The 23,915-nt window shown below is 69.1% G+C and carries 26 protein-coding genes and 2 pseudogenes; 16 read left to right on the plus strand and 12 right to left on the minus strand.

Going from position 1 to position 23,915, the window contains the following annotated elements; all coding sequences use genetic code 11:
* Positions 1 to 917 precede the first annotated feature (917 nt).
* From AAW14_RS00550 to AAW14_RS00580, 7 genes and pseudogenes are all read left to right on the plus strand, one after another.
* On the plus strand, positions 918 to 1,346 hold the full coding sequence (locus tag AAW14_RS00550; RefSeq protein ID WP_265558621.1) for an ATP-binding protein: 429 nt from the start codon (positions 918 to 920) through the stop codon (positions 1,344 to 1,346).
* Complete coding sequence (locus AAW14_RS00555; RefSeq protein WP_265558623.1) at positions 1,343 to 1,630, plus strand: hypothetical protein; 288 nt, start codon at positions 1,343 to 1,345, stop codon at positions 1,628 to 1,630. Before AAW14_RS00550 ends, AAW14_RS00555 begins: the two co-directional genes overlap by 4 nt.
* 2 nt (positions 1,631 to 1,632) lie before the next feature.
* Positions 1,633 to 2,076: a hypothetical protein gene (locus AAW14_RS00560; RefSeq protein ID WP_265558625.1), complete on the plus strand. Its 444-nt coding sequence runs from the start codon at positions 1,633 to 1,635 to the stop codon at positions 2,074 to 2,076.
* A gap of 175 nt (positions 2,077 to 2,251) precedes the next feature.
* Complete coding sequence (locus AAW14_RS00565) at positions 2,252 to 3,769, plus strand: hypothetical protein (protein ID WP_265558627.1); 1,518 nt, start codon at positions 2,252 to 2,254, stop codon at positions 3,767 to 3,769.
* Positions 3,766 to 5,658: a phosphotransferase gene (locus AAW14_RS00570; RefSeq protein WP_265558629.1), complete on the plus strand. Its 1,893-nt coding sequence runs from the start codon at positions 3,766 to 3,768 to the stop codon at positions 5,656 to 5,658. Before AAW14_RS00565 ends, AAW14_RS00570 begins: the two co-directional genes overlap by 4 nt.
* Positions 5,600 to 6,337: pseudogene (locus AAW14_RS00575) on the plus strand (IS5 family transposase). Before AAW14_RS00570 ends, AAW14_RS00575 begins: the two are co-directional and overlap by 59 nt.
* 25 nt (positions 6,338 to 6,362) lie before the next feature.
* Positions 6,363 to 6,986 (plus strand): hypothetical protein, encoded by a 624-nt coding sequence (locus AAW14_RS00580; protein ID WP_265559241.1) that lies wholly within the window; start codon positions 6,363 to 6,365, stop codon positions 6,984 to 6,986.
* A 200-nt stretch (positions 6,987 to 7,186) separates the two neighbouring features.
* Here the strand turns inward: AAW14_RS00580 and AAW14_RS00585 are convergent, their stop codons facing one another.
* Positions 7,187 to 7,510: a winged helix-turn-helix domain-containing protein gene (locus tag AAW14_RS00585; RefSeq protein ID WP_265558631.1), complete on the minus strand. Its 324-nt coding sequence runs from the start codon at positions 7,508 to 7,510 to the stop codon at positions 7,187 to 7,189.
* Positions 7,511 to 7,600: 90 nt separating this feature from the next.
* Positions 7,601 to 8,053: an SgcJ/EcaC family oxidoreductase gene (locus tag AAW14_RS00590; protein WP_265558633.1), complete on the minus strand. Its 453-nt coding sequence runs from the start codon at positions 8,051 to 8,053 to the stop codon at positions 7,601 to 7,603.
* 96 nt (positions 8,054 to 8,149) lie between these two features.
* Between AAW14_RS00590 and AAW14_RS00595 the strand changes: the two genes are divergently transcribed.
* The 3 genes from AAW14_RS00595 to AAW14_RS00605 all read left to right on the plus strand — a co-directional run bounded on the left by AAW14_RS00595 (position 8,150) and on the right by AAW14_RS00605 (position 9,991).
* Positions 8,150 to 8,650 (plus strand): MarR family winged helix-turn-helix transcriptional regulator, encoded by a 501-nt coding sequence (locus AAW14_RS00595; protein WP_265558635.1) that lies wholly within the window; start codon positions 8,150 to 8,152, stop codon positions 8,648 to 8,650.
* 385 nt (positions 8,651 to 9,035) lie between these two features.
* The gene (locus AAW14_RS00600; RefSeq protein WP_265558638.1) at positions 9,036 to 9,665 is read left to right on the plus strand and encodes a class I SAM-dependent methyltransferase; all 630 of its coding nucleotides are present in this window, start codon (positions 9,036 to 9,038) and stop codon (positions 9,663 to 9,665) included.
* Positions 9,666 to 9,703: 38 nt separating this feature from the next.
* A complete protein-coding gene (locus AAW14_RS00605; RefSeq protein WP_416223224.1) occupies positions 9,704 to 9,991 on the plus strand; it encodes an Imm49 family immunity protein in 288 nt (95 codons plus the stop codon).
* Positions 9,992 to 10,308: 317 nt separating this feature from the next.
* On the opposite strand, the gene AAW14_RS00610 is transcribed toward AAW14_RS00605, so the two are convergent.
* On the minus strand, positions 10,309 to 11,232 hold the full coding sequence (locus AAW14_RS00610) for a DMT family transporter (RefSeq protein ID WP_265559243.1): 924 nt from the start codon (positions 11,230 to 11,232) through the stop codon (positions 10,309 to 10,311).
* Positions 11,233 to 11,313: 81 nt separating this feature from the next.
* Here AAW14_RS00610 and AAW14_RS00615 point away from each other — a divergent pair, with 81 nt between their 5' ends.
* The 3 genes and pseudogenes from AAW14_RS00615 to AAW14_RS00625 all read left to right on the plus strand — a co-directional run bounded on the left by AAW14_RS00615 (position 11,314) and on the right by AAW14_RS00625 (position 12,875).
* Entirely contained in the window at positions 11,314 to 12,261 is a 948-nt protein-coding gene (locus tag AAW14_RS00615; RefSeq protein WP_265558640.1) for a LysR family transcriptional regulator, read from the plus strand.
* A 16-nt stretch (positions 12,262 to 12,277) separates the two neighbouring features.
* Positions 12,278 to 12,733, plus strand: a pseudogene (locus AAW14_RS00620) (hypothetical protein); the annotation flags it as partial.
* Entirely contained in the window at positions 12,726 to 12,875 is a 150-nt protein-coding gene (locus AAW14_RS00625; protein WP_322740991.1) for a hypothetical protein, read from the plus strand. The pseudogene AAW14_RS00620 and the gene AAW14_RS00625, both read left to right, overlap by 8 nt.
* Here AAW14_RS00625 and AAW14_RS00630 read toward each other — a convergent pair whose 3' ends face one another.
* The 4 genes from AAW14_RS00630 to AAW14_RS00645 all read right to left on the minus strand — a co-directional run bounded on the left by AAW14_RS00630 (position 12,876) and on the right by AAW14_RS00645 (position 15,322).
* The gene (locus tag AAW14_RS00630) at positions 12,876 to 13,739 is read right to left on the minus strand and encodes an LLM class flavin-dependent oxidoreductase (RefSeq protein WP_265558642.1); all 864 of its coding nucleotides are present in this window, start codon (positions 13,737 to 13,739) and stop codon (positions 12,876 to 12,878) included. It abuts the gene before it with no gap.
* A gap of 219 nt (positions 13,740 to 13,958) precedes the next feature.
* Positions 13,959 to 14,462 carry a zinc ribbon domain-containing protein gene (locus AAW14_RS39655; protein WP_416223225.1) on the minus strand — a complete coding sequence of 168 codons (504 nt, stop codon included), beginning with the start codon at positions 14,460 to 14,462 and terminating at the stop codon, positions 13,959 to 13,961.
* A 210-nt stretch (positions 14,463 to 14,672) separates the two neighbouring features.
* On the minus strand, positions 14,673 to 15,026 hold the full coding sequence (locus tag AAW14_RS00640; RefSeq protein WP_265558645.1) for a hypothetical protein: 354 nt from the start codon (positions 15,024 to 15,026) through the stop codon (positions 14,673 to 14,675).
* An 80-nt stretch (positions 15,027 to 15,106) separates the two neighbouring features.
* Positions 15,107 to 15,322 carry a hypothetical protein gene (locus tag AAW14_RS00645; protein WP_416223226.1) on the minus strand — a complete coding sequence of 72 codons (216 nt, stop codon included), beginning with the start codon at positions 15,320 to 15,322 and terminating at the stop codon, positions 15,107 to 15,109.
* A 1,378-nt stretch (positions 15,323 to 16,700) separates the two neighbouring features.
* Here AAW14_RS00645 and AAW14_RS00650 point away from each other — a divergent pair.
* Positions 16,701 to 17,696, plus strand: coding sequence for a Kelch repeat-containing protein (locus AAW14_RS00650; protein WP_265558647.1), 996 nt, complete (start codon positions 16,701 to 16,703; stop codon positions 17,694 to 17,696).
* Between the two features lie 479 nt (positions 17,697 to 18,175).
* Positions 18,176 to 18,532 (plus strand): hypothetical protein, encoded by a 357-nt coding sequence (locus tag AAW14_RS00655; protein WP_265558649.1) that lies wholly within the window; start codon positions 18,176 to 18,178, stop codon positions 18,530 to 18,532.
* 1,302 nt (positions 18,533 to 19,834) lie between these two features.
* Here AAW14_RS00655 and AAW14_RS00660 read toward each other — a convergent pair.
* Complete coding sequence (locus tag AAW14_RS00660) at positions 19,835 to 20,173, minus strand: amidohydrolase family protein (RefSeq protein ID WP_416223236.1); 339 nt, start codon at positions 20,171 to 20,173, stop codon at positions 19,835 to 19,837.
* Here AAW14_RS00660 and AAW14_RS00665 point away from each other — a divergent pair.
* Positions 20,072 to 20,671: a dienelactone hydrolase family protein gene (locus tag AAW14_RS00665; protein WP_416223237.1), complete on the plus strand. Its 600-nt coding sequence runs from the start codon at positions 20,072 to 20,074 to the stop codon at positions 20,669 to 20,671. The two genes, AAW14_RS00660 and AAW14_RS00665, sit on opposite strands and share 102 nt — an antisense overlap.
* An 88-nt stretch (positions 20,672 to 20,759) precedes the next feature.
* Here AAW14_RS00665 and AAW14_RS00670 read toward each other — a convergent pair whose 3' ends face one another.
* From AAW14_RS00670 to AAW14_RS00685, 4 genes are all read right to left on the minus strand, one after another.
* Positions 20,760 to 20,930, minus strand: a complete 171-nt coding sequence (locus tag AAW14_RS00670) for a hypothetical protein (RefSeq protein ID WP_265559282.1) — start codon at positions 20,928 to 20,930, stop codon at positions 20,760 to 20,762.
* A 154-nt stretch (positions 20,931 to 21,084) separates the two neighbouring features.
* On the minus strand, positions 21,085 to 21,291 hold the full coding sequence (locus AAW14_RS00675; RefSeq protein WP_322741002.1) for a SpoIIE family protein phosphatase: 207 nt from the start codon (positions 21,289 to 21,291) through the stop codon (positions 21,085 to 21,087).
* Positions 21,292 to 21,330: 39 nt separating this feature from the next.
* The gene (locus tag AAW14_RS00680; protein WP_265558653.1) at positions 21,331 to 22,470 is read right to left on the minus strand and encodes a hypothetical protein; all 1,140 of its coding nucleotides are present in this window, start codon (positions 22,468 to 22,470) and stop codon (positions 21,331 to 21,333) included.
* Positions 22,471 to 22,680: 210 nt separating this feature from the next.
* Positions 22,681 to 23,574, minus strand: coding sequence for an amidohydrolase family protein (locus tag AAW14_RS00685; protein WP_265558655.1), 894 nt, complete (start codon positions 23,572 to 23,574; stop codon positions 22,681 to 22,683).
* Positions 23,575 to 23,915: the final 341 nt, after the last annotated feature.

Genomic DNA, 23,915 nt, shown 5'->3' on the forward strand with positions numbered 1-23,915 from the left:
GCGGGCTCCTGGCGTATCCGGCCGGCTCCTCACGCCGCGCCCTGGAGGAAAGCCGCGCCGGTCGCCGAGAACGCGGCCCCTGCACGGCCCCTGCACGCAGGAGGAAAGGCGCACCGCTCGCGCCAGCGCGGTCCCTGCGCACTCCCGAGCGCGCGTCCGCCTGCGGTGACCGCAGAGCGGATCAGGACGCTTGAGACGCCGCCGCCACGCAGGGCCGCTCACCTCAGCCTCCGCCGGGAGAAAGCCAAAGCCGGCGCCCGGGTCCTTCTCAGGGCGCGCCCGACGACTCCCCGGAGCTCATCACGCTCCCCCTCGGCTCCCGCGAACCGAGCCGGTCCTCAGCCGCGCTTGATGCGTGAGTGCGCGGACAGGGCGCGCCCCCCACGGGCGGACGGTGACGGAGCCCTGGGCCTCAGGAAGGCCTGGCCAAGGTGCTCCTCGCCCCCTCGCGCGAGCAGAAGTACGGGGTTCACCGGACCGCCGTCGTCCTCGGCTCTCCCTCCCTTCCGAAGTCCGTGCAGCCCGGAGCGAGGAAGGAGATCCAGGGCATCTGCGCACCAAAGGCCGACGCGAGCGGGCCGGGCACAGGCAGGGACGTTCGTCCGGCTCAGCGGCGCGACGTTCCCTCAGGGCCGCCGAGAAGACCACTGGCACGTGGCCGAACTGCCGGTGCCCGGCTCGCCGGGTACGGCACCGAGCTCCGGCAGAGGCGAGTGATCCCGGCCTGGCCATCGGCATTGACCGGACCCACAAGAAGTTGAGCAAAAGGCGCGAATAACCCGAACCGTTCGGCCTGCGCCGCCCGTGGAACTGAATGAGCGCTCCCCTGCAGGATCCGGCAAACCGACCGCCCCTCGAAGTCGTTGGCGGTCCCCCACGTTCCGGTCTCCGCACATCCACAGAAGAGCCAGAAGACCATGTTTGTGACCGATTTCCCCCGCCCGAGCCCGCCGCTCTCCCGGCACTGCAGCCACCAGGCGCTGCTCACCCTGCCGGCGCAGGAGGCGCACGTCTCCGCCGCCCGTCACTTCGCGGCCGATCTGCTGGAGACCTGGAGTGTTCCCGCAGGCGAACGGGACTCCGCCGTTCTCATCGTCGACGAACTCGCCGCCAACGCCGCCCAGTACGGCCGCGAGCGCATGACCCTGCTACTCGTCCTCGACCACGGCACTTTGCACATAGTGGTCAGTGACTCCGGAGTGGCAGTGGAGCACCCTCGTCCCGACATCCCCCCGGACGAACACGGCCGCGGCACGGGCATCGTCCAGTACCTCGCGCAGTCGACCGAGGTCCACCAAACGCGCAGCGGCCGCGAAGTCCGCGCCTGCCTGAGGTGCTCGGCATGACCGGCCCGGGCGTTCCGCACGAGCTGCCGCCCCTGGCCAGGCCCGGCACCACAGCACGGCAACCGGCCAGCGGGGGTGGCTGCGGCGCCGCATCACCGGACGGCCCCATCGAGTGGGCCTTCGCGACCCACAGGCCGTGCCCCGTCGACGGCTGCCTGGGCCCGGCTCAGGTGCCCATGCGACCCCCGGCAGACCTGCCGGCCCACGACCGCGGCGGCCCCGACCACGACACGTCGCTCTGCAAGCGCTGCGGCGCCGACTCCGGCGTACCGGCGGAGGTGTGAGCGTGGAGGTCACCCCGAACACCGCCGAGGCCATGGCCGCCCCGAACACCGCCGAGGCCATGGCCGCCCCGACTCCGCGCGAGGCGTACGCGAACGCCCCCGACCTGCGCCGCGAGATGCACCAGGTGCTCGCCCTCGGGGCCGAACGTGACGGCCGCCAAGCCCGGACCGTCAACGGCCCGCCGGTCGATGCGACGGCCGCCGAACGCGCCTGGCTGCTGCGCAGGGCCGCTCTCATGGACCGGATGGCCCTGGACGACCCCGGCCCCGGCCCGTCCGGCGCCGCCGCACAAACCGCCGTACAACTCGTGCTGCACGACCGCCGCCATCCCGACCTGGTGGCCGGCCCACTCCACCCCGACGCGATCACGCTCGACGCCAGCCTCCGCCCCTACGTCCGCCAGGAATACGCCGCCTGGGCGGCCGCCGGGCGCCCGGGCACCTGAACCGACCCCGACCCCGACCCGACAGGAACAAGGGCACATGACCCGCAAGGACATCACATCCCCGCACGCCGTCGCGGCAGCCGGCCAACTGCACCCGCCCCGCGTTTCATGCTCGGCAACCGGCCGTGACCATCGCGCCGACCGGCCGCAGGAACGGTCACGCCAGGGAAAGCCGATGAACGCATCGTGGCGGAACGCGAAGACCCATCAGCCGCTCCAGGTGCCCGACGGCAGTCGCTTCCAGGGGCGGCGGCCGGGCGTCCATTGGGCCCAACTGCCCATGGACACCTCGCCGGCCGTGCTGCCGACGCTGGTGACCATGCAGGTGACAGGCAGCGAACTGCGCTCCGCTGTACGCCTGGTGCCCGTCGGGCCTTACGCGGATGTGGCCTCGCAGGGCCACGAATTCGCTTGTGAGGCCGGGTCGGACGACACCGCGGGCATCCCCCGGTGGCGCGTCCGGCGGATACCGGTGGCGCCATCGCGCCGAGCGCGACGGGAACCCGCCTCCCCGGCACCTGCGGACGAGACCGGCGACCCGGGCGCGGACGCCAGGATGTCCGGCCACCTCCTGTGGGTCGCTTTCTGCGACCACGAGTGCCGGACATCCGCCGGTGAAGAACCCTGCCGGGACGGGGACGTCGACTCCAAACAGCGGCGTGATGTCCCGGGCGAGTGCGGCCCGGACACGGAGGGGGACGTCTTCGCCTGTGGCGCCCACGCAGCAGCGGACATGGTGGTGCCGGCCGACTGCAGCGGCACGATGCTGCTTCCCGTCATCCCCGTAGGCGGCGGCCTCGGTGAGGTACTGAGGCACGGGCAGCCGTGCCGGACGTGCCCTCCGGCGGCGCCGGGCCGTCCTGTGCCCCCGAAGGACGGCGCCTCCCGCCGGGTCACGCTCCCGCAAGGCCCGGCCGCGGGCGGGACACTTCCCTGCGCAGTGGCCCAGGCTGGGCACGCGCCGGAAGAGCGACAGGAGGATGCCCGCGGCAGCAGGACACCAGGCGCGGCGGGCGCTCCCGCCCCCTCCGCCGTGGCGCAGGAGCAGGCGGCACGGATCGCCGAGGCGGGCATGAAGGCCGAGGCGGAGGCTTGGCGGGTCCTGGGCAACGGGCTCTTCGACAGGGCAGGCATCTGCGTGGCGGTCGCCCGTGCGATCCGCCAGGGCCACACCCCGTCAGGGCAGCGCAATTTCATCCGCGACCTCACGGAGGCGTTCGGGCCCAAGACGGCAGGCGACGTGCCTCAGGACCTCCGGCCCGCCCTGAGCGCCCTGAACCGGTGCCTGGACGCAGTGGCCGACGGGATCCAGGAACAGGCCGCCGATCCCGCCTGGCGGGCGCAGCAGACGGCACGGCTTGCCGGGTGCCTGGAGGCACTGGCCGAGCATCTGTCAGCCGCCCCCGCACGGCCCAGGCTCCTTCATCCGGCCCAGCCGCCCCGCCTGGGCGGTTCCGCTGCTGCGGTCGCCCGGACGCCCACCCTGACCGACCCGGCGGCGCCCCCCGCGCCCATGCCGATCACGCCCGATCACGGCACCGCGGCCCAGAACGTGCACCAGGACGAGCCGCACACCCCCGCCACGGACACCATGGACACCAGCGCCACCCCGCAGCCCTCGCCGCCCTCTGCACCCGTGTCCCCACCCGCCCCCTCGGCCGTGCCCGACTTCCTGTACCGGGCGGGCGTGTGAGTGCGACATCGCTCTGGGAACCCGGCTACACCTTCGGCCGCACGGACCATCCCGACGAGTTCGAACTCGAGCAGTTCATCCACCGCGGCGGCGAGGGGGAACTGTGGAAGGCCCGCCGTCAGGACCGCGACGGCAACCCCACCTGGCACGCGGTGAAGATTCTCCGCGCTGACGCCACGACGCCACCGCAGGAGCCGACCGCCTGGCGCAACCGCTGGATGGACAGCGTGCACGCAGCCAACGAGATCCACATCGCCGAACTGATCCGCTCCGCCTACCTCGAAGGCGTGCAGCCCCACGCCAAGTGCGCGCCGGGCGAGCCCGGCGGGGTGTACCTGATCGGACCCTGGATGAAGGACGCACGCCCCCTGGACCAGTGGGCCCGTGACAGCACAGCCCCACCCCATAAGAGACTGCGGGTGCTGGTGCGCCTCAGCCGGATCATCGACGCACTGCATCACGCCGGCTGGGCCCACCGCGACATCTCCGGTGACAACGTCCTCGTGGACACCGCGGGGAACTGCTTCGTGATCGACCTGACCTTCCTCAAGCGACTGGACCAGGACATCAGCGTCCTGGTGGGCACCGCAGGGTACGCCACGCTGGAGGAAGAGACATGCGGTCAACCCCCCAGCCTCTACAAGGACTGCCTCGCGGTCGGCGTCCTGGCCCGGGTACTGCTGCTGCCCCACCTGCCGCTGCACCCGAGCGCCGAGGCGCTCATGGCTGCGGCACCCGAACAACTCGCCGCGGCCGGCTACTCCACCGCGGTCACGGACTGCCTCATGCGAGCCCTCGACAGGGAACCACTTCGGCGACCCAGTCCGCTCCTGCCCTGGGCGCAGGAACTGCGCCGCCTCGTCGCGGCGGATCCAGACCCCGGACAGCTGTGTATGGCGCTGTCCACCGACGCCCTCAACCGTCCAGTGGCAGCCACCGGCGGCGATCGCGGCCTGCGCTGGTTCACCGCCCCCGTCCCCGGCACGGACCCCGCGGGCAACCAGCTTCCGTCACCCGACGGGCAGCCACTGGACCTGCGCGAACTGGCAACAGCCAACGACGCGCGGGGCCACCTCGTAGCAGCCGCCGTCGACGGCAGCGGCAACCTCTGGTACACCGGCCAAAACGGCGGCTGGACGGTACTGGCCGGACAGGCACGGGGCCTGGCGGTCCTCGTCTCGACACGAGGCGAGGTCCTGATCTGGACGGCCCAGCCCGAAGGCATCCTGCGAGTACGGCTGTCGCCCGACAGCACCCCACCCCAGCAAGAGGCCCTGCCGGCCGCCCCCGACTCCCGCGTCCTCGCCGCAACCTGGGACGCGGCCGGCCGTGCCGCCGTCCTGGTCGGCGAGCCCGGCCGTGTCACCCACTGCACCTGGCCCGCCCACCACGACGAACTCCCGCAATGGGCGGCAGTCTGCGCGGTCCCGGCAGTCCGCGCAACGATCGCACTGCATCGCGGCTGGGGCGAACTGGAAGCCGACCTGGTCGCAGCCGACGGCACCCGCCACAGCCTGAGCAGACACCACTCCGGAGCACCCTGGGAGAATACCGAAACCTCCCCCAGTCCGGGCACCTACACCGCATTGCGCAGCATCCGGCACGGCATCGCCCGCGCCACCGCCGGACCCGACGGGCTCACCGTCGTCACCGAGACGTCGACGACAGCCAAGAAACACATCCTCTACACCGGACCAGCCCGACTGGTCGCCCTGCACGCCGCACCCGACGGAAACCTCCACGTGGCGACCCTGGCCGACGGAGAAATCCGTTGCTGGTCGGAAACCTGGACAGAAACCTGGGTACCCGCCACACACCGGCAAAGCACCCTTGCTGCCGCCGCGACAGGAATGTCGGAACCGGTACCCCGGCCGCCTTCCCGTGCCTGATCGGGTGGCGTTGGCAGGCATCATCTACGTGCTGCGCAAGGGCGTGGCCTGGCGTGACGTTCCTGTCCAGGTGGTGGGCTGTTCCGGCATCACCAGCTGGCGCCGACTACGGGACTGGACCGAGCCGGAGTCTGGCCGACCCTGCACCATGCCCCTGACTGGACTGCACGCTGCGGACGCGCTGGACATGGACGACTGCGCAGTCGACGGCTCCTACGTCCGGGCGCTCAAAAGGGGGATCACGTAGGGCCTTCGCCCGTCGACCGCGGGCGGCCCGAATCCAAGCATCACGTGATCGTGGACCGGCGGAAACCGTCACGACGTCACGCAGTTGATTCCACTGCACGACGCGATCCCCCGCATAGGCGGACTGCGGGGCCGCCCCCGGAACCGGCCCAAGCGGATGTTCGCCGATCGCGGCTACGACTTCGACAAGTACCGCCGCCTGCGGTGGAAGCGCGGCATCAAGCCACGCATCGCCAGGCGAGGTGTCGCTCATGGCTCCGGCCTGAGGAAGACCCGGTGGGTTGTCGAGCGCACCTTTGCCTGGCTCCACCAGTTCAAACGCCTACGCATCCGCCATGAACGCCGTGCCGGCCTCCACCACGGGCTCCTGCAACTGGCATGCTGCATCATTTGTCTCCGCCGACCGCAGGCATCGTCCCTGGAGGATCAGTAGGGTCGTTGGCGTGCGGGATGTACGGGTGGTTCTGATCGGCGGGACGTCGAACGTCGGGAAGTCGACCGTTGCCCAAGTGGTTGCGGGGAAGCTCGGGTTCGAGTGCCTGAGCACTGACGGGCTGGCCCGGCATCCTGGGCGACCCTGGAGAACGCCGGAGTGGGAGGTGCCAGCGCACGTCGCCGAGCACTACGGATCACTTACGGTTGACGAGCTGATCACGTCTGTTCTCGGCCACTACGATCGACTGTGGCCGCGCATCGAAGAGCTGATCACGGCCGCTGCGACCGAGGACCGCGGCAGGACGGGCCTGGTTCTGGAGGGGTCGGCACTCTGGCCCGTCCGCGTCGCGAGGCTGCAGGTCCCGCGCACGGCCGCTGTGTGGCTCACGACCGACGAATCTGTAGTACGCGCCCGCGTTCACGCGGCGGGCTGCTATGAAGCAGCCACAGACGAGGAACAGGTCCTGATGGACAAGTTCCTGGCCCGCACTGAGCGCTACCAGACACTCATGATCGATGCCATCGACAGGCTGGGCGTGGATCGCATCGATGCGGGTGGCGGACAGTCCGCCGCAGAACTGGCTGACACCGTGCTCGCGGCAGCCGACGCGCAGACCGCGGTGGGACGGTCATCCGCCGGTCGGTGACCACTCGTGGCGGCTCACCTACGGCACATCCCGACGCCAGGCGCCCACCAGCTCATATTGAAACGATCAGTAAGACCGCCAACACCAGCCAGCCCCGCCACCCCGCGTCTGCCCGGGACACGACGCCGCCACGACTGCACAACGAACGAACACCGTCGTCATGTCGTCATGTCGTCAAGGTGAGGCCGGTTGTGATCCAGTCACAGGTGTCGATGAACGCCTGCAGGCGGGCGTCTTTGTACACGTTCAGGTTGATGCCCCCATGTGCTGTCAACCGGTGCCAGGTGCCGGTTGTGGCAGTGCGACGGCTCGAATGTACTGGTAGATCTCGCGTGCCACGTAGCGCTTGAGACACCGGATGATCTCGGGCACTGACAGCGGAGTCCTTGACCATTTTGGCCACCCGGAGTTCTTCCACAGCGCCTTCGCTTGGCCTCCTTCATCCAACCGGTGACCGCTTCCTCGCTGCGCTCCACCCTGCGGCGAGCCGGGACCTGATGGCTGAAGCCGTGCCGGTGCAGCATCTGCGCAAATTCCTCGCCCGCGCTCGGTCGGCGCCCAGACCTGCTCGTGTTCCCACCCTTCTTGGGGCCACCAGGATGCGATGCCGGGGTTCACCTCTCGGCGTCCGGGATGAGGCCCGGGGCAAACCTGTAAGAGATCGACTCCATCAGCGGCTTGCGCTTCGTGTTGTGGAAGGCCGCGATGCGCCACGTGTCGTCCTGCTGCCGTACCAAGGTGTACGTCTGGATCTTGGTGAGCTTGCGTGGCCGTTTGCCCTTGAAGGTGTCGCCGCGCCCGTGGACCACGGCCACGTCGGGTCCGTGGAAACGGATGTCGAGGACCTCGTCCGCGAGCTTGGTGCCCTTGAGGAAGGTCGTGAAGAGGGTGCGGTGACTGTCCACGATGTCCCGGCGCCCCTGGTAGAAGGTGCCGACATAGGTGATGTAGGTGGCGTCTTGGGTGAACAGCTCGCCGTATGCGTCGGCGTCGTGCCGTTCCCATGCGGCAACGAGGCCGTTCAGCACGGAGGTTACTGCGGCGACGTCGTGGGGGGTTGCTGACATGGCGGAGGACTCCTTCTTCTGCCTAAACTGGACAAGACTCTGAACGCAAGCAGTATCTGCACGTGTGCAGATAAACCTAGGAGAGGACCTCCGGTGATGGCAACCCCCTCGGGCAGCGGGGAGGAGCATGTGATCTTCCGTCAGTACCTGGACGCAGTAGGCCTCCAGGGCTTGGCCAGCGCGGAAGCCGCTGGACTGCACACATCGGAGTGGTACGCACTCAGCCTGATCGTCCTGGAAGGTGGCCTCACCTCAGGCGAGCTCGCCACCAGGACGGGGCTTACCACCGGTGCCACCACGCGCCTGATCGACCGCCTCGAGCGGGCCGGATACGCTTGCCGCACCGCGGACCCCAAGGACCGCAGACGTGTGATCGTCGAGCCGATCCCGGGCGCGCTCGCCCGTATCGAGGAGGTCGTAAGCCCCGCCCGCCGCCACATCGCCGAGGTCCTGGCCCGCTACACCCCGGAGCAGCGAGATCTGCTCTTCAACTACTTCGAGCACGCCGCGCCCGCGTTCCGCGCGGCCACCGAGGAGATCCGCAAGACGACGGCTCCCCGGCGCAGGAGGGCCGCCCGGACCCAGGACGGTGACTGACCCCGGACACGCCGGCGTAGCGACCGACAGCAAGAAGCTCCCCCCGAAGGTCGGCGACTGCATGGCGGTCACACCCGCCGGACGGACACCAGCCGGCGAAATCCTAGTGGGTCAATCTCAGTGGCGAGAACGAACCGGTCTATCCTCTGCATCTGCTACCGACCGTTCGCCAAAGGCAGTGCGATCGTGACGCGTTGGAGGTGGTCCTACAGCCGGGCTCGCAGCAGGGGCGCGGACGGCGGGCGCGTAAGCGCGGGATCGGAATCGGTCGGTCCTGCGGTGTCAGTGGAGGCTGCCATCGAGCAGGCGCTCCAGGGCATGCGAGGGGTCGGCACAGCGCCCCCGGGGAAGCTGCGAACGCGCGCGGGTGTTAGCTTCCCTTCCCGTGATGAAGCACCAGGACGAGACCAGGGCGGCCTACGACAGGGTCGTCGAGCTGTATGCGTCGATGTTCACTGATCGGTTGGAGACGCACCCGTTCTCGCGGAACATGATCGCCACCTTCGCCGAACTGGTGCGCGGGACAGGGAACCCGCGGGCAGCCGACGTCGGGTGCGGGCCTGGACATCTGACGGCCATGCTGCACGACCTGGGGCTGGACGCCTTCGGGCTCGACCTCTCCCCGGCTATGGTCGACCACGCCCGGCGGGCCCATCCGGCGCTGCGGTTCGACGAGGCGCGGATGGAGGCCCTGCCGATCGAGGATTGCGCGCTCGGCGGCGTGCTGGCCCACTACTCGATGATCCATACCCCGCCCGGGGAATTGCCCGCGCTGCTCGCCGAGCAGGTACGTGTCCTGGCACCAGGCGGCCTGCTCCTGGTCTCGTTCTTCGCGACCAACGGATCGGAGCCGGTCCGCTTCGACCACAAGGTGACGCCCGCCTATAGCTGGCCGGTGGACCGGTTCGCCGAGTTGCTGGCCGGGGCCGGGCTCGTCACTTTCGCCCGGCTGCTCCACGACCCGGCCTCCGAGCGGGGCTTCCTCGACGCTCACTTGCTGGCCCGCCTCCCCTAGATCGTTTTGGGGCCAGCGCGCTGACTCCGGAGCAGCGGTTGCTGCGCGTACTGCTCGACGATGACCAGCACGCTTTCGAACAGGCCCTCGTCGAGCGGCTTGTGCAACACCGCAAGAGTGCCGGGGCCGATCCGGCCCCGAGGAGCCCTCTGCCGGAGGGGGCCATTGCGCTGGCCGCGCTCGCCTCCCTGGTGCACGGTTGGCAGTTGGGCGTTCGGTCCGCATACCTGCCGAATCGCTGCTGTGCGCCGCAGCAGCGCCCGGTGCCGCCGCCCCAGGCCCGGCGGCCGGGACTGCGACGAGTTCAAGTCCGGGGTCGAAGCTGAAGGGCAGGCCGGTGCCGGGGACGGCGTGGGCCAGTTGCTCGACCGTGGCCGCGTCGCAGAAACCGATGTAGCGGGCTGCGAACAGCGTGGGGATGGCGTTGAAGGTCCACACGCCGGTCGCCGGGGACGACCGCGAGCACGTAGCGAGTGACTCGCCGGTCGATCTTGACGATGCCGGTCGATCTTGACGATCAGGATGAGGCATTGCGCGGCTTCCGACTCCTGGTGTCCACGCAGTGCGCCGACCGTTTCGGTTGTGCCTTCCGGGTCGTGGTCAATGAGTTCGTACACGGTTGCGGTGCTGGCGAGCAGGTCGATCAGACGCTGGTAGGTGCCGTTGTCCGCCGTGGGAGCTCCTCTTTGTTGACGGAGCGGTGGGTGCGTTCGATGCTCTGTCCCCAGTACGTTCCGGTGACCATGAGCGCCGCCCCGAGGCCGGCAAGGACGGTGAACCTTTCGGCGCCGAGGCCGATGCCGACCGCGACGGCCCAGACCGGTTCGGTGCCCAGTAGCAGACTGGCCCGGCTTGCGGAGCTGTTCTGTACCGCCCAGGTCTGGGCGAGGAAGGCGAACACGCTGCAGAACAGGGCGAGATAGACCATCTGGCTCCAGACCGCGGCATCGACCTGAGTCAGTTTCGGAAGGCCGCTTGAGGCCGGCGCGGCGAACAGCGCCGAACCGACAACCGTCTGAACGGCCGTGAGCTGCAACGGCCGGACAACGCGGCCCTTCGTCAGTCGCCCCACGAGCGCAACGTGCACTGCGCGCACCACCGCGGCGGCGAGCATCAGCAGGTCACCGATCCGGGGAGTTTGGAAGCCGCTGTCGGACATGAGCAGTGTGACGGCCATCAGGCACACGCCTGCGGCGGCGAAAAAGCGCGGAGGCAGTCGGCCGCTACCTGCCATGCGGTCCAGCAGCGGGGTGAGCACGATGGTGAGGCTGATGATCAGGCCGGCGTTGGCCGCGCTGGTGTGGGCGACGCCGTACGTCTCGAGAACCAGGACAGCAGCCTGGGTCACCCCCAAGAGGGACCCGACACGCACCTCATCTGGCGTGTAGCGCCCCTCTTGGCGGATGGCGACGAGGACGAGGCAGGCGATCGCAGAGATCGCATACCGCACGAACAGCACCACCAGGACGGGCATGGCGTTGGTGGCCGTCTTCGCGGCCAGATAGCTGGAGCCCCAGACGATGGCGACCAGGAGAAGCACTGCGTCAGTGCGGCGGGCGTGAAACACCCCCCTACGCTGCACTGCTGCCACTCTGAAGCCAAGTACGAGCTTCTTAAGCAACCCTGAAGTATCACTACACTAAGAGGGGTGAATGAACGACAGTTGCAGATCTTGCGAGAGCTCGGCGAGCTCGGAAGCGTCACCGCGACCGCCGAGGCGCTGTTGATGACCCCCTCGGCGGTCTCCCAGCAGCTACGACTGCTGCAACGCTCGATCCCCGTCCCACTCACCGAACGTGATGGACGGAGGCTGGTGCTCACCGATGCCGGGCAAGCCCTGGCCGGCGCGGCCATCGAGGTGGAGACCGCGCTGGCCAGGGCTCGGCACACCATCGAGGAATTCGTCGACCGGCCGGACGCGGGTGTGTCGGTGGCGGCTTTCCACAGCGCGGCCGCCGCATTCTTCCCGCTGCTGCTGCGTGACCGGACCGGCCCTGGGCGCCCGCGGCTCTCGCTCGCCGACGAGGACGTCGCGCAAGACCACTTCCCGCGGCTGACCCGGGACTACGACCTCGTACTCGCCCACCGTCTCGACCAGGCGCCACCGTGGCCGGCTACGGTCGCCGCCAGCACGCTGCTGCGCGAACCGCTCGACATCGCCCTCCCGGCCGACCACCCCTTTGCCGCCAAACGACGCCTCACCCCGCGAGACGTCGCCGATCAACCCTGGATCACCGTTCACGGCGGCTTCCCACTGATGGCGACCATCGACGCCATCGCGACCGCCGCAAACCGGCGGCTCAACATCGTCCACCGCATCAACGAATTCGCGGTGGTCGCCGAAGCCGTGGCCGCCGGAGGCGGCCTGGCCCTGATGCCCCGCTGGACCACACGTCCGCACCCCTCAGTGATCCTCAGACCTCTCAGCGGCGTGAACACCCGACGCCACATCGATGTGCTCCACCGCCCCGAACGTGCCGCACGGCGAGCCGTACGGACGGTGCTCACCGAACTCCATCATGCAGCCGCAACGATCCAGAACCGAGACGTCAACACGGGTTCCGACGCGAATGAGACACTCCCCGACGAAGCCTGAATCGACGAATTGCCATCTGAGACCGGTCTCGAACAGCGCACGTGACAGACCGTCCGAGCACCTCTCGGGCCGGGGGTCACTGCCGGACGTACGCGTGCCTAACGCCTCGGTGGAGGACTGGCAGACCGTCCTTGACCTCATCGACGCGAGCGGGTGGAGGTGCCAGTACTCCGAGGGTGATGCCGTGATGCCGGTGCCGCGGGCAGAGGCAGTGTTGTCCCATCCGGCTGATGCCGAGTGTGCAGAACTGCGGGTCTGGCCGACACCCGATGTGCGCGCGATCTTCCGCTTCCTTGCGGCGGAGGAGGTCGACTTTGACATCGATCTGCGGGAGTTCCAGGGGCAGGAGCGACTCGATGTGCTCTGCGGACTTCTGCGGGCCATCGGGCAGCGGCTGGGCAAGCCGGTGCTCATGGACCCGGAGGGCGACTACGGGCATCCGGTGCTCGGGTTCGATGTGAAGGTTGACCGGACCCAACCCCGTCGTCGCGGAGTCGCTCCTGCACCGTCTGATCAACGCCAGCCACCACGTCATCATGAACGGCCCCAGCTACCTCCCCAACAAGCGCCCGAAGGGACCCACCGACGAGCCCGGCGCATTTTCGAACGGCTGATCAGACGGCCGGCGGCCCCGCCTCAATACGGCGTAGCACCGGGGGCAGACGATCCAGGTCGGGGCCGGTCTGGACCTGCCGCTCGTCCCACCAGGTGGCGCCGGCGTCGTGCAGCGGACCGATCACGTCCTTGGCCTTGGCCGCGTCCGGGGGCGTGGCTCCGCCGAGCACGAACTCGAAGGGGCGTTCGGCCCCGGCCGTACGCTGCTTGCGCACGTAGCCGACCAGCTCCCGTACCTCCGCCGCGTCCGGCACATGACCATGCCGGGCCGTCTCGAACAGCGGCACCGCGCCGTCCCACCGCGCCGCCCGCCGCATGGGCGCACGACGCGGCCAGAACCCGCCGATCCACACCGGCGGACCGGGCCGCTGCACGGTGGCGGGCTCCAGCGTCACGTCCCGGACCTCGTAGTGCTGGCCGTGGTGGTTCACCGGCTCGCCGGACCAGAAGCGCCTCACCAGCTCCAGTCCCTCGTCCAGCCGCTCGGCGAGGAGTTGCGGCTCGGCGGCGTCGCCGAAGCTGCGGTATTCGTCCTCGATCGGACCACCCAGGCCCGCGGCGAAGATCACCCGGCCGCCACTGAGGTGGTCCAGGGTGGCCACCTGGCGGGCGAGTTGCTGCGGACGGTAACGAGGGACCGGTGTCAGTAGGGTGCCGAGTCGGATCCGAGAGGTCGTCAGCGCGGCGGCGGTCAGCAGCATCCAGGGGTCCCCGAAGGGACGCCCCTGGTGCTGTCGGTGCAGTACGTGGTCCCAGACGAAGAGCCCGTCCCAGCCGGCCTGTTCGGCGGCAGCCGCTACGGTCGCGACGTTACGGGGGTCGGCGAAGTCGCCGAAGTTGGGGATGTTGATGGAGAAGCGCATCCCAGCAGGATGCTCAGCCAGCGGTGAAGGAGCAATCGGATTCGGATCCAGGCGGCTTCACGACAGGAAGCCGACAGGCACAGGCCTACGCCGCTCCATCGGGATACGTCAGCTACCCGGCTCTGAGGGCCGGGCTCGCAGGTAGGCCCTACTGGCTGTGAGGTGGCCTTCCGCGTCTGAGCCGTTCAGCCGGTTGGCTGAGCGGCTGGGACGGGTGACTCACGCCTCGCAGTCCACACGTTCGCCTCTGCGCGCCAGGACGTGGGAAGCGTTCCGACAGGCGTACGCACCGACGCCACACGACCGGCACACGAACTCGGCTTGGGAGATGCGGTTGAGCCGGTCGACGTGCCCGCACCGCGTGCACGCCTTCGAGGAGTAGGCGGGGTCCACGAACACGAGCGGGACACCGGCCCGCCGCGCCTCGTAGACAATCGCCGCCGTTCGCAGCTTGCCCGCCGTCACCAAGAGGGCCGGGAACGCTACGGCATCGGCCCCAACACCCGCGGCCGCCTCGATGCCTGCCTGGCCCAGAGCGCAACGGACGGCGCGTGGCCTCTCGCCCTCATCGCCCGCGCTGAACGCGCCTATCTCGACGTCTGCTTCTTCCATCCCTTCGACGACGGCAACGCCCGCTCCGCCTCCCTCGCCCTCGCCTTCGTCCTCGCCCGCGAGGGCGTCGCGCTCAACGGGGCAAGCCTCCTCCGTCGCATCACCTTCCAAGCCGACGACCCCAGGACGCGCCTGGTCGGGGCGCCGCCAGGGTCCGTCACCCGTCAGCAGCCCCCGGGACCGTCGGCAGCCCCTTCCCGGCGACGCGGAGCGACACGGCGTCGCCGGGCACCCCGCCGTCCGCGCGCCACGGGGGTCTGATGCGGCAGTCGCTATGAATGACGGCATCGCCACCACCGTCTTGTGAGGTGCCGCCGGAGATCACTCGCCGGGTCGGAACCGGAGCGCCGACCAGGTCTCGTCGATGGCAACCTGTCGCACGGGGCGCACACCCCGCTCGGAAAGCGCGGCGGCCAGGGTGTCGCGGTTCAGATCCGTTCCGAGCCTCCCGCCCTTCGGGTAGGCCACCCAGGCGAGGGCATCGCGCTGTGCGGCGGCAAGCGCCGCCTGCGCATCAGCCCCGAGAAGGTCACCGGAGGTGGTCACGAAGGCGATCACCGCATCGGCCGAAGCCGCGTCACCCGCGGCCTCGATCTCCAGGTGGACGTCGTTGGGCTTGCCCAGTACAACGACGCTCTGACCAGGCTTGATCTGCAGCTTACTAATGACTGACACCCCTCATCCTGCCATTCGAGGTGTGGGGTTGCACGCTGCCAGCGGGCGGGCCAGCCGCAGCCGCGTGCAGCAGGCGACGGTCAGCCAAGTCCAGCGGTCGGCCGCTCGGGGCTGCGGATCTTCGGGCACGTCCATCCCAGCGTACGTTTGAACAGCCTGAAGGTGTTCTCGACGTCGGAGCACCGCAGGAAGACCTGCCAGAGCAGCTCGAACGAGAGGCGGTGGCGCCGATGCCCGACCACCACAGCCACACCGGCTTCGGAGTGGCGCCGATCACGCAGCGGTCCAGACGACATCGCGCCTCGTTCAGCTCACCCTGGCGAAGGTTCGTCCGGCCACCTGTATCTCCCCACTGGCCCGGACGGCAGCCCCGTCCCGCCGGCCGGATCGAGGCCGTCCGTGACCGGCTCCGCGACCCTGCGGCGGCCCGCGACGTCCTCGGCCTCGACGGCTCCAACCCCCACGTCCAGAAAACGGTCCTCAAGACGCCCGGCTCCCGCGAACTGCTCGACCACCTCCCGGACTACGCCTGCTTTCCCGCAGTGCCCCCGCCGTATCGCCATCGAGTGTGCAGGAGACCGGCACCGTGCAAGCGGCCCCCAGGGACTGCGAATTTGTCGTACCGCGGCGACCGGACAGCGTCGATCAGCCTCGCTGGCACACCGCCGGGGCGCCCTGTCCTCGCCACGGGCAACACCGGCGAAGGACCGCCGCGCGGACCGACGCTTGCGTTCTCTCCTGGCGCGAACCACCGTGGGCTGCCGCGGCTGCACCGACGGCCACCTCTTGGCAATCCACAAGGCTCACGTCGCGAACTGCACGTCGATCCGGTCGCCTTTCCCGTCCCGTCCGACTGCGACCGGGCCGGTGGGTCCTCATGCGCTCCTCGGCTTGCGGGGCTTGGCCCAGTTGCCGTGTGGCCGGTTCCGTTCTCGGTCCAGCATCGCCGCTTCGAACTCGGCCTTTCTTGTCACTGCTCGTGGCTCAGGTACCTGTACTACGGATGAAGGAATGCCCCAAGGGAAAGGAGAGGTGCCGGAGGTGAAAGCTAGTCCCACGATTGCCGGAACGATTGCCCGGTAGGGCCTACGGCGCGCCGACGCGTCAGATCGCGGGCGGTGCGTGGAGATTTGGACGGGAGCCGCCACCGTCCGGCCGGACAGCTCCTCATCCGCTGTAACAACTGCCGCGCAAACCGCTGTCCGGCCTGGACCAGATCACCTCACCGGCGGCGCTGGAGTCCACGGCAGGCAGTTCCATGTGCGAGGCACGGCAGCGCTGAGTGTCCGCGACTTTCCGCGAATTCCCACTGAGCTGTTCCAACTGACTGATCTAATCGACAGTCTGACGATACTTCAGTGGCTGGCCGGTCGCGCCCCTGCGCTTTCTTCAGTGGTAACTATGTCTTAATAGGCAAGGAAGAGACCAATTTGCCCACTGATATCGCGATGTCACTGGGCCAGGACGAAGCGGCGCAGGTGATTGCTGATGCACGAAAAAAGCGACCGAACGAGAAGGCGAGGCAGGTGGTCTGGGGCTAGGCCGACGGCAGGTGCCTGCGGCTCCCCGTGGCGGGGAGTATGGCGGTCGCTGATTGTCTCGGCGCTGACGTCTCTGCTCGCCCTGACGACCACGCTTGCCCACGCGCAGGGCGTATGGCTGACGTTGCCGTCGATGCCCACTGCCCGCGAGTCGCTGGCGGGGGCGACCGCGCCCTGCCCCAAGGGAGTGAATGGACTCAAGGGCACCTGCGTGTTCGCCTTCGGCGGCTTCAACGGCAGCGACCTGAACACGATGGAGGCGTACAGTCCGGCCACGAACACCTGGGCGACGCTGCCTTCGATGCCCACCGCCCGCCATGCGCTGGCGGGGGCTGCAGCGCCCTGCCCCAGGGGGGTGGACGGGCTCGAGGGCACCTGCGTGTTCGCCATCGGCGGTCGGAACGGTTCAGGTTTCCTGAGCACGGTGGAGGCGTACAGTCCGGCCACGAACACCTGGGCGACGTTGCCTTCGATGCCCACCGCCCGCGAGTCGCTGGCGGGGGCGACCGCGCCCTGCCCCAAGGGGGTGGACGGGCGGGAGGGCACCTGCGTGTTCGCCATCGGCGGGGACAACCCCGGTTTCCTGAACACGGTGGAGGCGTACAGTCCGTCGGCGAACACCTGGGCGACCTTGCCCTCGATGCCCACCGCCCGCACGGCGCTGGCGGCGGCTGCCGCGCCCTGCCCCAAGGGGGTGGACGGGCTGAGGGGCACCTGCGTGTTCGCCATCGGCGGCTTCGGCGGCACCTTCCTGAACACGGTGGAGGCGTACAGCCCCTCCGCCAACACCTGGGCGACGCTGCCGCCGCTGCCCACCGCCCGCGACGGTCTGGCGGCGGCGACCGCGCCCTGCCCGGATGTACTGAGGGGCACCTGCGTGTATGCCGTTGGCGGGCATAACGATGGTGTTTTCCTGAGCACGGTGGAGACGTACAGTTCGTCCGCGAACACCTGGGCGACGCTGCCCCCGCTGCCCACCGCCCGCGAACTGTTGGCGGCGGGGTCCGCACCCTGCCCCGACGGGGTGGACCGGCCCTGCGTCTACGCCGTCGGCGGGGACAACCCCTCCGTCCTGAACACCGCGGAGGCCTTCGACATCGACATCGACATCGACGACGGGCACCGGTAGGTCAAGTCAATGCAGGGGGACGCGCTCTGTCGTGCGTCCCCCTGCCACGGCGCACGCCACCCGACCGCTTCAGAGCCGGCTGCGTCTTCCTCGCCGGGTATTCGGCCCACCTCCGTCTCCGCGACGGGAGCCGCCCGCCGCTGCCGAGGGCTCGCCCGGCGGAGTCGACGTCAACGCCCGCATCCGCAAAGCCCAGGTCCCCGGATCGCTCCGACCGCTTGCGGAAGGGACAATGCGATGGATCCTGATATCCGTACCAAGGCCGCACTCGAAGAACACTGGCGGGCATCGGAACGTGGGGATACCGCAGTGGGCTGTCCCTAATCCCCGGTGGAACGCGCGGCGTCAGATGCGGTGCATCGCAAGGCGGAGGGTCGTACTCATACGGGGCGTATTCGGTCGATCCGACAACGCAGCGAGGTGCCGTAGCTGTCGTCGTGCGCCCCCGGGGAGTACGGGACAGCCCTTAGGCTGCGCGCATGGACCAGCGAGAGACTATGCAGCGGGTCATCGGTATCCTCACGGAGGCCCTCGAGATCCGGCGCCAAGTCCGTGAGAACCCCGATACCGAAGTCGTCATCAGCGGAGCTGTCTCGGCACTGCTTGCGGAGGCGCTACCGGAGATCCAGGTGCCCGCCGATGCGAGCGCCGGCACGGTCACGGACATCATCACCGACGCCCTCGGGCCAGCCATCGTGCGCATCTCCAACTGCTTTGCGTTCGCCTTCACGCAGCTCGCCGAGGTTCACGACACCGGCCGAACCGACGCCTCCTCTGCGGATGTTCTGCGGTCTCTGTCTCTGCAATTCGCCCAAGGCGGAGAGGTGCAGCCGTAAGTTGCCTCTCGTGGGACCCCGCACCCCCAGATGTCGTCCTTGGCGCGCCCGGTCGCGTGCGCGTTGCGCACATTGAGCACGTTGAGCGCGTCGGCCAGGCCGCACGTGTTCAGCCACTGTTCGACGGCGGGACAAGTGTGCGGCGTTCCGGTAACCAATGAACGGGATCGCGTCGGTCGTCATGGCTTACTTCCCACGCTCGCGTCGCCCCAGCACCGCCCGTCTGACAGCAGCACCAATCTGGCCTGTCCCGGCGCTTCGGGCCAGTCGACGTCAGCAGGAGGGCGGATGGCCGCCGGTCCATCAGAGTCCTGCTCCTGGAGGAGGCGTAGGCGTGGGATACGCGGCTGTCCCGCGCATCTCCGGGGTGCGGGCATTGGGCAGCACTGGCGGGCCCGTACCCGATCCTCGTCGGATTCGGCCGTCGAGGTGATGACGGTTTCGGCTCCGATGAAGCCGCAGCCGTGGTCCCAGCAGAGTGGGCCCTCGCGGTCGGCCGACTCGAGCGCCCCCTCGGCGGCCAGAGCAGGGGCTGGTGAAGCAGTAGCTTTCGGGCGGCCCAAGTCGAGTGAGGCTGGGCAGCGCCCAGCCTGTTCGAACCGATCGGATGACAACCCTTCCGGCAGCGGCCGCCCTGCCCGCGCCTGCACCCCTCGTCTGCCGAATGCGGTCCCTGTCACCCCCATGTGGCTGTGTCGTCGGTTTCTGAGGGAGTCGTTTCGGCGTGACTTCGGGGTCGTCTTGCGGCGAGCAGCAGGATAAACGTCAGTGACTTTTGGCTTTTGATGTCAGAAGCTCGTTCTGTCCCGCTCTTCCGGTCCACCGCGTCTGGGCCAGACGTCCGACAGCGGTGCCCCTTGCCCTCTGCCTTCTGCCTTCTGCCTTCCGCCTTCTGCCTTCTGCCTTCTGCCTTCTGCCTTCTGCCTTCTGCCTTCTGCCTTCTGCCTTCTGAGGCTCGCCCGATCTGAGCAGATCACCGCGTCATCCGACGGCGCGCGGCCCGCGCCGCGCGCGCTCCGCGTCGACTGCCTTCGGCGAGGTCGGCAGGCGGCGCACGCCCAGGCCACCGCTCTCTCGGCGGGAACCACGGGATCTCCGGTGAGTTCCTCCAGCAGCGGGAAGGACGACTCCATGCCGTCGAGCCCGGCGGCGATGAGGCTGATGAGGCTACCGAGCGCGAGGTGCCAGAAGCGATAACCCGAGAATGCCGCAGGCCACACACGTACGACGGGTGAACTCTCGAATCCCTCAGCCACCCGATACCAGCCCCACCGAGACTGACGCTGAGAGGGCGCGAGCTCTTCAGTAGGTGCGTCCACCGGCGAGCCAAGTGCCCTGGACGCGTACCGATGCCAGGTCCTTCGGGGCAATCCGGAACGGATTCTCGGCAAGCCAGACGAGATCAGCAATGCTGCCGGGTGCGACAACGCCGCGGTGGCCCTCGGCCCCAGCTTGGTACGACGCGCCCGCCGTGTAGATGCGCAGTGCCTGAGGAGTCGTCAAACATTCTTCGGACAGCCACGCCTCGGTCGGCCCGTCATCAACGGTCCGGGTCACCGCGACGCCGATGCCTTCCATCGGGTGCAGGATGCTGACCGGCCAGTCGGTGCCGAACGACATTCGTGCCCCGGTGCCCAGCATGCTTGCCATCGGATACTGCGACGTGCTTCGGTCGCCAAGTCGTGGCACCGTGAGAAGCCGCGCGACGCCGACGCATACCTCAGGTTCCTCACCATCCAGCCCGAGGTCAGCGCCGGACCGGTCGCCGTGACCGGCTACTGCATGGGCGCCGTTCTGGCGATACGCACCGCAGCGGCTCACCCCGACCAGGTGGCCGCCGTCGCCGGATTCCACCCCGGCAACTTGGTCACCGTCGCACCCGACAGCCCGCATCGCCTTGTTCCCAAGCTCGCCGCTCAAGTCCACCTCGGCCACGCCGAGAACGACATGACGCCCAAGGCCATCAGTGAGCTCAACCAGGCCTTGGATGCCGCAGGTGTCGGCTACACATCAGAGACCTACCCCGGCACCGTCCACGGCTTCACCATGTCCGACACCGACGCCTTCAACCCCTCCGCACTGCAGCGCCACTGGGACCGCCTGCTGCCCCTTCTCGACCGCACCCTGGCCAACAGCTGAGGCCCGGCTCGGAAACCAAACCGAAGTACACGGCTCCGGAGTCCTGGCGATGTTTCGAAGCCGGTGTGAGGGCGGGCGCATCCCGCCCTCACCGATTGGGGAGCCATTGATTGATCGCGGCGATGTGGATGGTGGCCTGGTAGCGGACATCGAGTTTGTCGTACCCGGTGGCCACGGCCAGGTGGCGTTTGAGACGGTTGATGCCTCGTTCGACGGCGTTGCGGCCGCGATGGATGCCAGGCTCTTCCGGTCGCGCCAACCGCGACCTGCAGCACCTTCCCTGACTGTTTGTGAACCCCGGTCGCGGACAGCAGCAGATCGGTGGTCGTGCCGGTCGAGGCCGAACTCCGCTTTGTTCGCGTCGCGTGTCTCCACGACGCCGTCGGTGTAGAGCAGGACGTGGTCGCCCGGTTTCAGTCTCGTCTCGTGGACCGCCGGGCTGCCGGGGCGAGTTGGCCGACCAGGCCGATCGGGGGCTGCGGGGGGCTGTCCAGCGCCCCGTCGACCACTCGCTCGGAACGGATCAGCGTCGGCGGAGGGGGACCGCAATTGACCCAGCGCAGCACCCCGGTGACCGCATCGAGTTGGCACAGCGCGCCGGTGCAGAAATGGTCGGGCAGCCACCGGGCGAGCGCCTGGTCGACGGAGCCGACGTTCCATCACCCGGGCAACTTGCTGGTGTCACTGCCCCCGGCCAGACGCAGCGTCGCAAGGGCCGCCATCCCCGCCGCGATACCAAAGGTGACGGCGGCCGGGACGCCGTCGCCGAGCTTTGAGAACAGGTACACAGGCCCCCACACGGTGACAGTGTCGTCCATCGCCATGTGCAGTACTTGGCTCGCCAGCAGTCCCAGCACGGTCGCGCAGACCGCGCCCACCGCCATCGCCGGCACCGTGGTCCGGATGAGCAGGCCGGGCAGCAGCCGCAGCGCCCACCACACCACGGCGAGCATGAGCACGTCGGCGGCCCGGTAGAGCAGCCAGTCGCCGAGCGGCGTGGTCGCCGGGCCCGTCCAGCCGCCGAGCAGCAGCCACTCGCGCAGCAGGTCGCCGGGCTCGGACAGCAGCCCTCCGCCGCCGAACGAGGTCTGGATCCAGGCCGCCACCGATTCGTACGAAAGGATCACCAGCGACAGCGCGATCACCGCGGTCCCGGCGCTCGCGGCCAGGCGGGCAGCGCGCGGCGGCACACTTTGCCGGGGCAGCGGGTCCGCGCCCTTGGCGGTGACACGCGCCACGACCACCGTGAGCAGGGCGGACAACAGCGCTGCGAACACCATGACCGGCCCGCTCGATGCGATCACACCCGCCAGCTGCGGCAGGAACCGGTAGCTACCGTGCCCCCGGGATGCGATCAGCCACGGTGCGGAGACCGTCACGGCCAGGGTTCCGGCCACCGGGCCCCAGGCCCACAGCGCGAGCAGCGTGGCCGGCGTACGGCCCTGGGTCGGCGGGATCCTGCGGACCAGGAGCAGCGCGCCGGCCAGGAAGAACACGAAGACCGCCACGAACCTGATCTGCATCGCGGTGCTGTACAGATCGGCGTACTGGGTGCCTCCGTTCAAGGCCGTGTCCCCACTCGTGCCCCCGCCCGGAGGCCCGCCGGACAACAGCGCCATCGGGGGGTCGTGCGACCAGGGTGCGAGCCATCGCCGGAGTTCACTCGCGGACTGAACGTCGAACACGCCCGTGGTGCCGCGCAGTTGCAGTGCCTGCGCGCTCGCGCCCGCCCACCACAGCAACAGCGTAATCAGCAGGCCTCCGACCAGTGCCGGTATCACCGCGCGCCGATATGTCATGTGCCTTCCCCCGCCTCGGCCCTGTAGCCGTCAATATTTCGATCAGCCGAAGAGTACGGGGTGATGATCACGTGCCGTATGTGCCCTGGCGCGCGGCGGACAGTTCCAGAACGCCGGGAAGGTTCGCGCAACCCTTGGCGCAACGCATAGCCGCAACCCTTGGTGCAACAGTTGTCGCAACCAGCGCCGTTCCCCGAACAGCTTCCCTCTTCACAGTCCGAACAGCCCTGCCGCGTTGTCGTGGCACACCGCACGCAGCCACGCCTCTCCGAGACCCAGCCGCTCCAGGGCGTGGAGCTGGTGCACGTACGGATAGGGGATGTTGGGGAAGTCGGAGCCCAGCAGGATGCGGTCGCCGAGCCCGGCCAGCCGGGGCAGGGCATGACGGGGGAACGGCATGAACCCCTCGCTGAAGTCGGTGAACGCCATCGTCGTGTCCAGCCGCACCTCCCCGTACCGCTCGGCGACGGCGACAAACTCCTCGTACTCCGGCATCCCCAGATGCGCGACGACCAGTCGCAGCCGGGGGTGCCGCGCCAGCACCTGCGCGATCGGCTCGGGACCGGTGTGCTTGCCGGGCGCGGGCCCGGAGCCGCAGTGGATCACTACGGGGATCCGGGCCTCGGCCAGCAACCCCCATGCCTGCTGGAGGAGTTCGTCGGCCGGGTCGTACGCCCCCACCTGCACATGCGCCTTGAAGACGCGCGCGCCGGCCTCGACGGCCTCCCGGACGTATGCCTCGACGCCCGGCTCGGGGTAGAGGGTGGCGGTGTGCAGACAGCCGGGGGTGCGGCGGGCGAAGTCGGCCGCCCAGCCATTCAGCCACTGGGCCATGCCAGGCTTGTGCGGGTACAGCATCGCGGTGAAGGCCCGCACGCCGAACTTTCGCAGCAAGGCTGTCCGTTCCGCCTCCTCCTTGCGGTAAGTGATCGGCCACTCGAGACCACCGGTCAGCGGTCCGAGCGCGTCGAAGTAGTCCCAGACTTTGCGCAGGACGCGCTCGGGCATGAAGTGCGTGTGGACGTCGACCAGCCCGGGAAGACCGAGCCGACCCCAGAAACGGCGGACCTCACCGGACTCCTCATCCAGAGGCACGTCACTCATGGCCCTGCCCAAGCCCACGGCTGCACTCAGCCTTGGCGACCCACGCATAGCACGGGGAACCGTGGGCGCGGCTGCGTTCGGCAGAACTGGCAGGGTCGACAGATGCCGTGCGGTGATCGTTCATGCCGCCCACGATCGGCTCTGGTGGGGTGGCAGGTCCACTCCTTTGCGCAAGGGATCCGTGAGGGATCCATCACCTGGCCTTCCGGCTGCGAGGAAGCCCCGGCATGGCGCATTGGACCGACGGGTGGTGTGGTGCGGGCTTTTGGTCGGCTGCTTTGCGGCCGGGCAGCCGACGGCTTGCCCGACATCTCCGGAAGACGGCCTGCCGGGTCAGCGGC

It is taken from the genome of Streptomyces hygroscopicus, from assembly GCF_026168105.1.
GTDB classification, from domain to species: Bacteria; Actinomycetota; Actinomycetes; order Streptomycetales; family Streptomycetaceae; genus Streptomyces; species Streptomyces hygroscopicus_D.

What these genes read in the sequence shown, in the direction of transcription:
- AAW14_RS00565 (WP_265558627.1), top strand. Translation starts at nt 2,252, where the DNA reads ATGAACGCATCGTGGCGGAACGCGAAGACCCATCAGCCGCTCCAGGTG.
- AAW14_RS00685 (WP_265558655.1), bottom strand. Translation starts at nt 23,574, where the DNA reads ATGAGTGACGTGCCTCTGGATGAGGAGTCCGGTGAGGTCCGCCGTTTC.
- AAW14_RS00630 (WP_265558642.1), bottom strand. Translation starts at nt 13,739, where the DNA reads ATGCGCTTCTCCATCAACATCCCCAACTTCGGCGACTTCGCCGACCCC.
- AAW14_RS00550 (WP_265558621.1), top strand. Translation starts at nt 918, where the DNA reads ATGTTTGTGACCGATTTCCCCCGCCCGAGCCCGCCGCTCTCCCGGCAC.
- AAW14_RS00590 (WP_265558633.1), bottom strand. Translation starts at nt 8,053, where the DNA reads ATGTCAGCAACCCCCCACGACGTCGCCGCAGTAACCTCCGTGCTGAAC.
- AAW14_RS00680 (WP_265558653.1), bottom strand. Translation starts at nt 22,470, where the DNA reads ATGACATATCGGCGCGCGGTGATACCGGCACTGGTCGGAGGCCTGCTG.
- AAW14_RS00645 (WP_416223226.1), bottom strand. Translation starts at nt 15,322, where the DNA reads ATGTCGTCTGGACCGCTGCGTGATCGGCGCCACTCCGAAGCCGGTGTG.
- AAW14_RS00650 (WP_265558647.1), top strand. Translation starts at nt 16,701, where the DNA reads ATGCCCACTGCCCGCGAGTCGCTGGCGGGGGCGACCGCGCCCTGCCCC.
- AAW14_RS00655 (WP_265558649.1), top strand. Translation starts at nt 18,176, where the DNA reads ATGGACCAGCGAGAGACTATGCAGCGGGTCATCGGTATCCTCACGGAG.
- AAW14_RS00555 (WP_265558623.1), top strand. Translation starts at nt 1,343, where the DNA reads ATGACCGGCCCGGGCGTTCCGCACGAGCTGCCGCCCCTGGCCAGGCCC.
- AAW14_RS00660 (WP_416223236.1), bottom strand. Translation starts at nt 20,173, where the DNA reads ATGCTGGGCACCGGGGCACGAATGTCGTTCGGCACCGACTGGCCGGTC.
- AAW14_RS00585 (WP_265558631.1), bottom strand. Translation starts at nt 7,510, where the DNA reads ATGCTGCACCGGCACGGCTTCAGCCATCAGGTCCCGGCTCGCCGCAGG.
- AAW14_RS00595 (WP_265558635.1), top strand. Translation starts at nt 8,150, where the DNA reads ATGGCAACCCCCTCGGGCAGCGGGGAGGAGCATGTGATCTTCCGTCAG.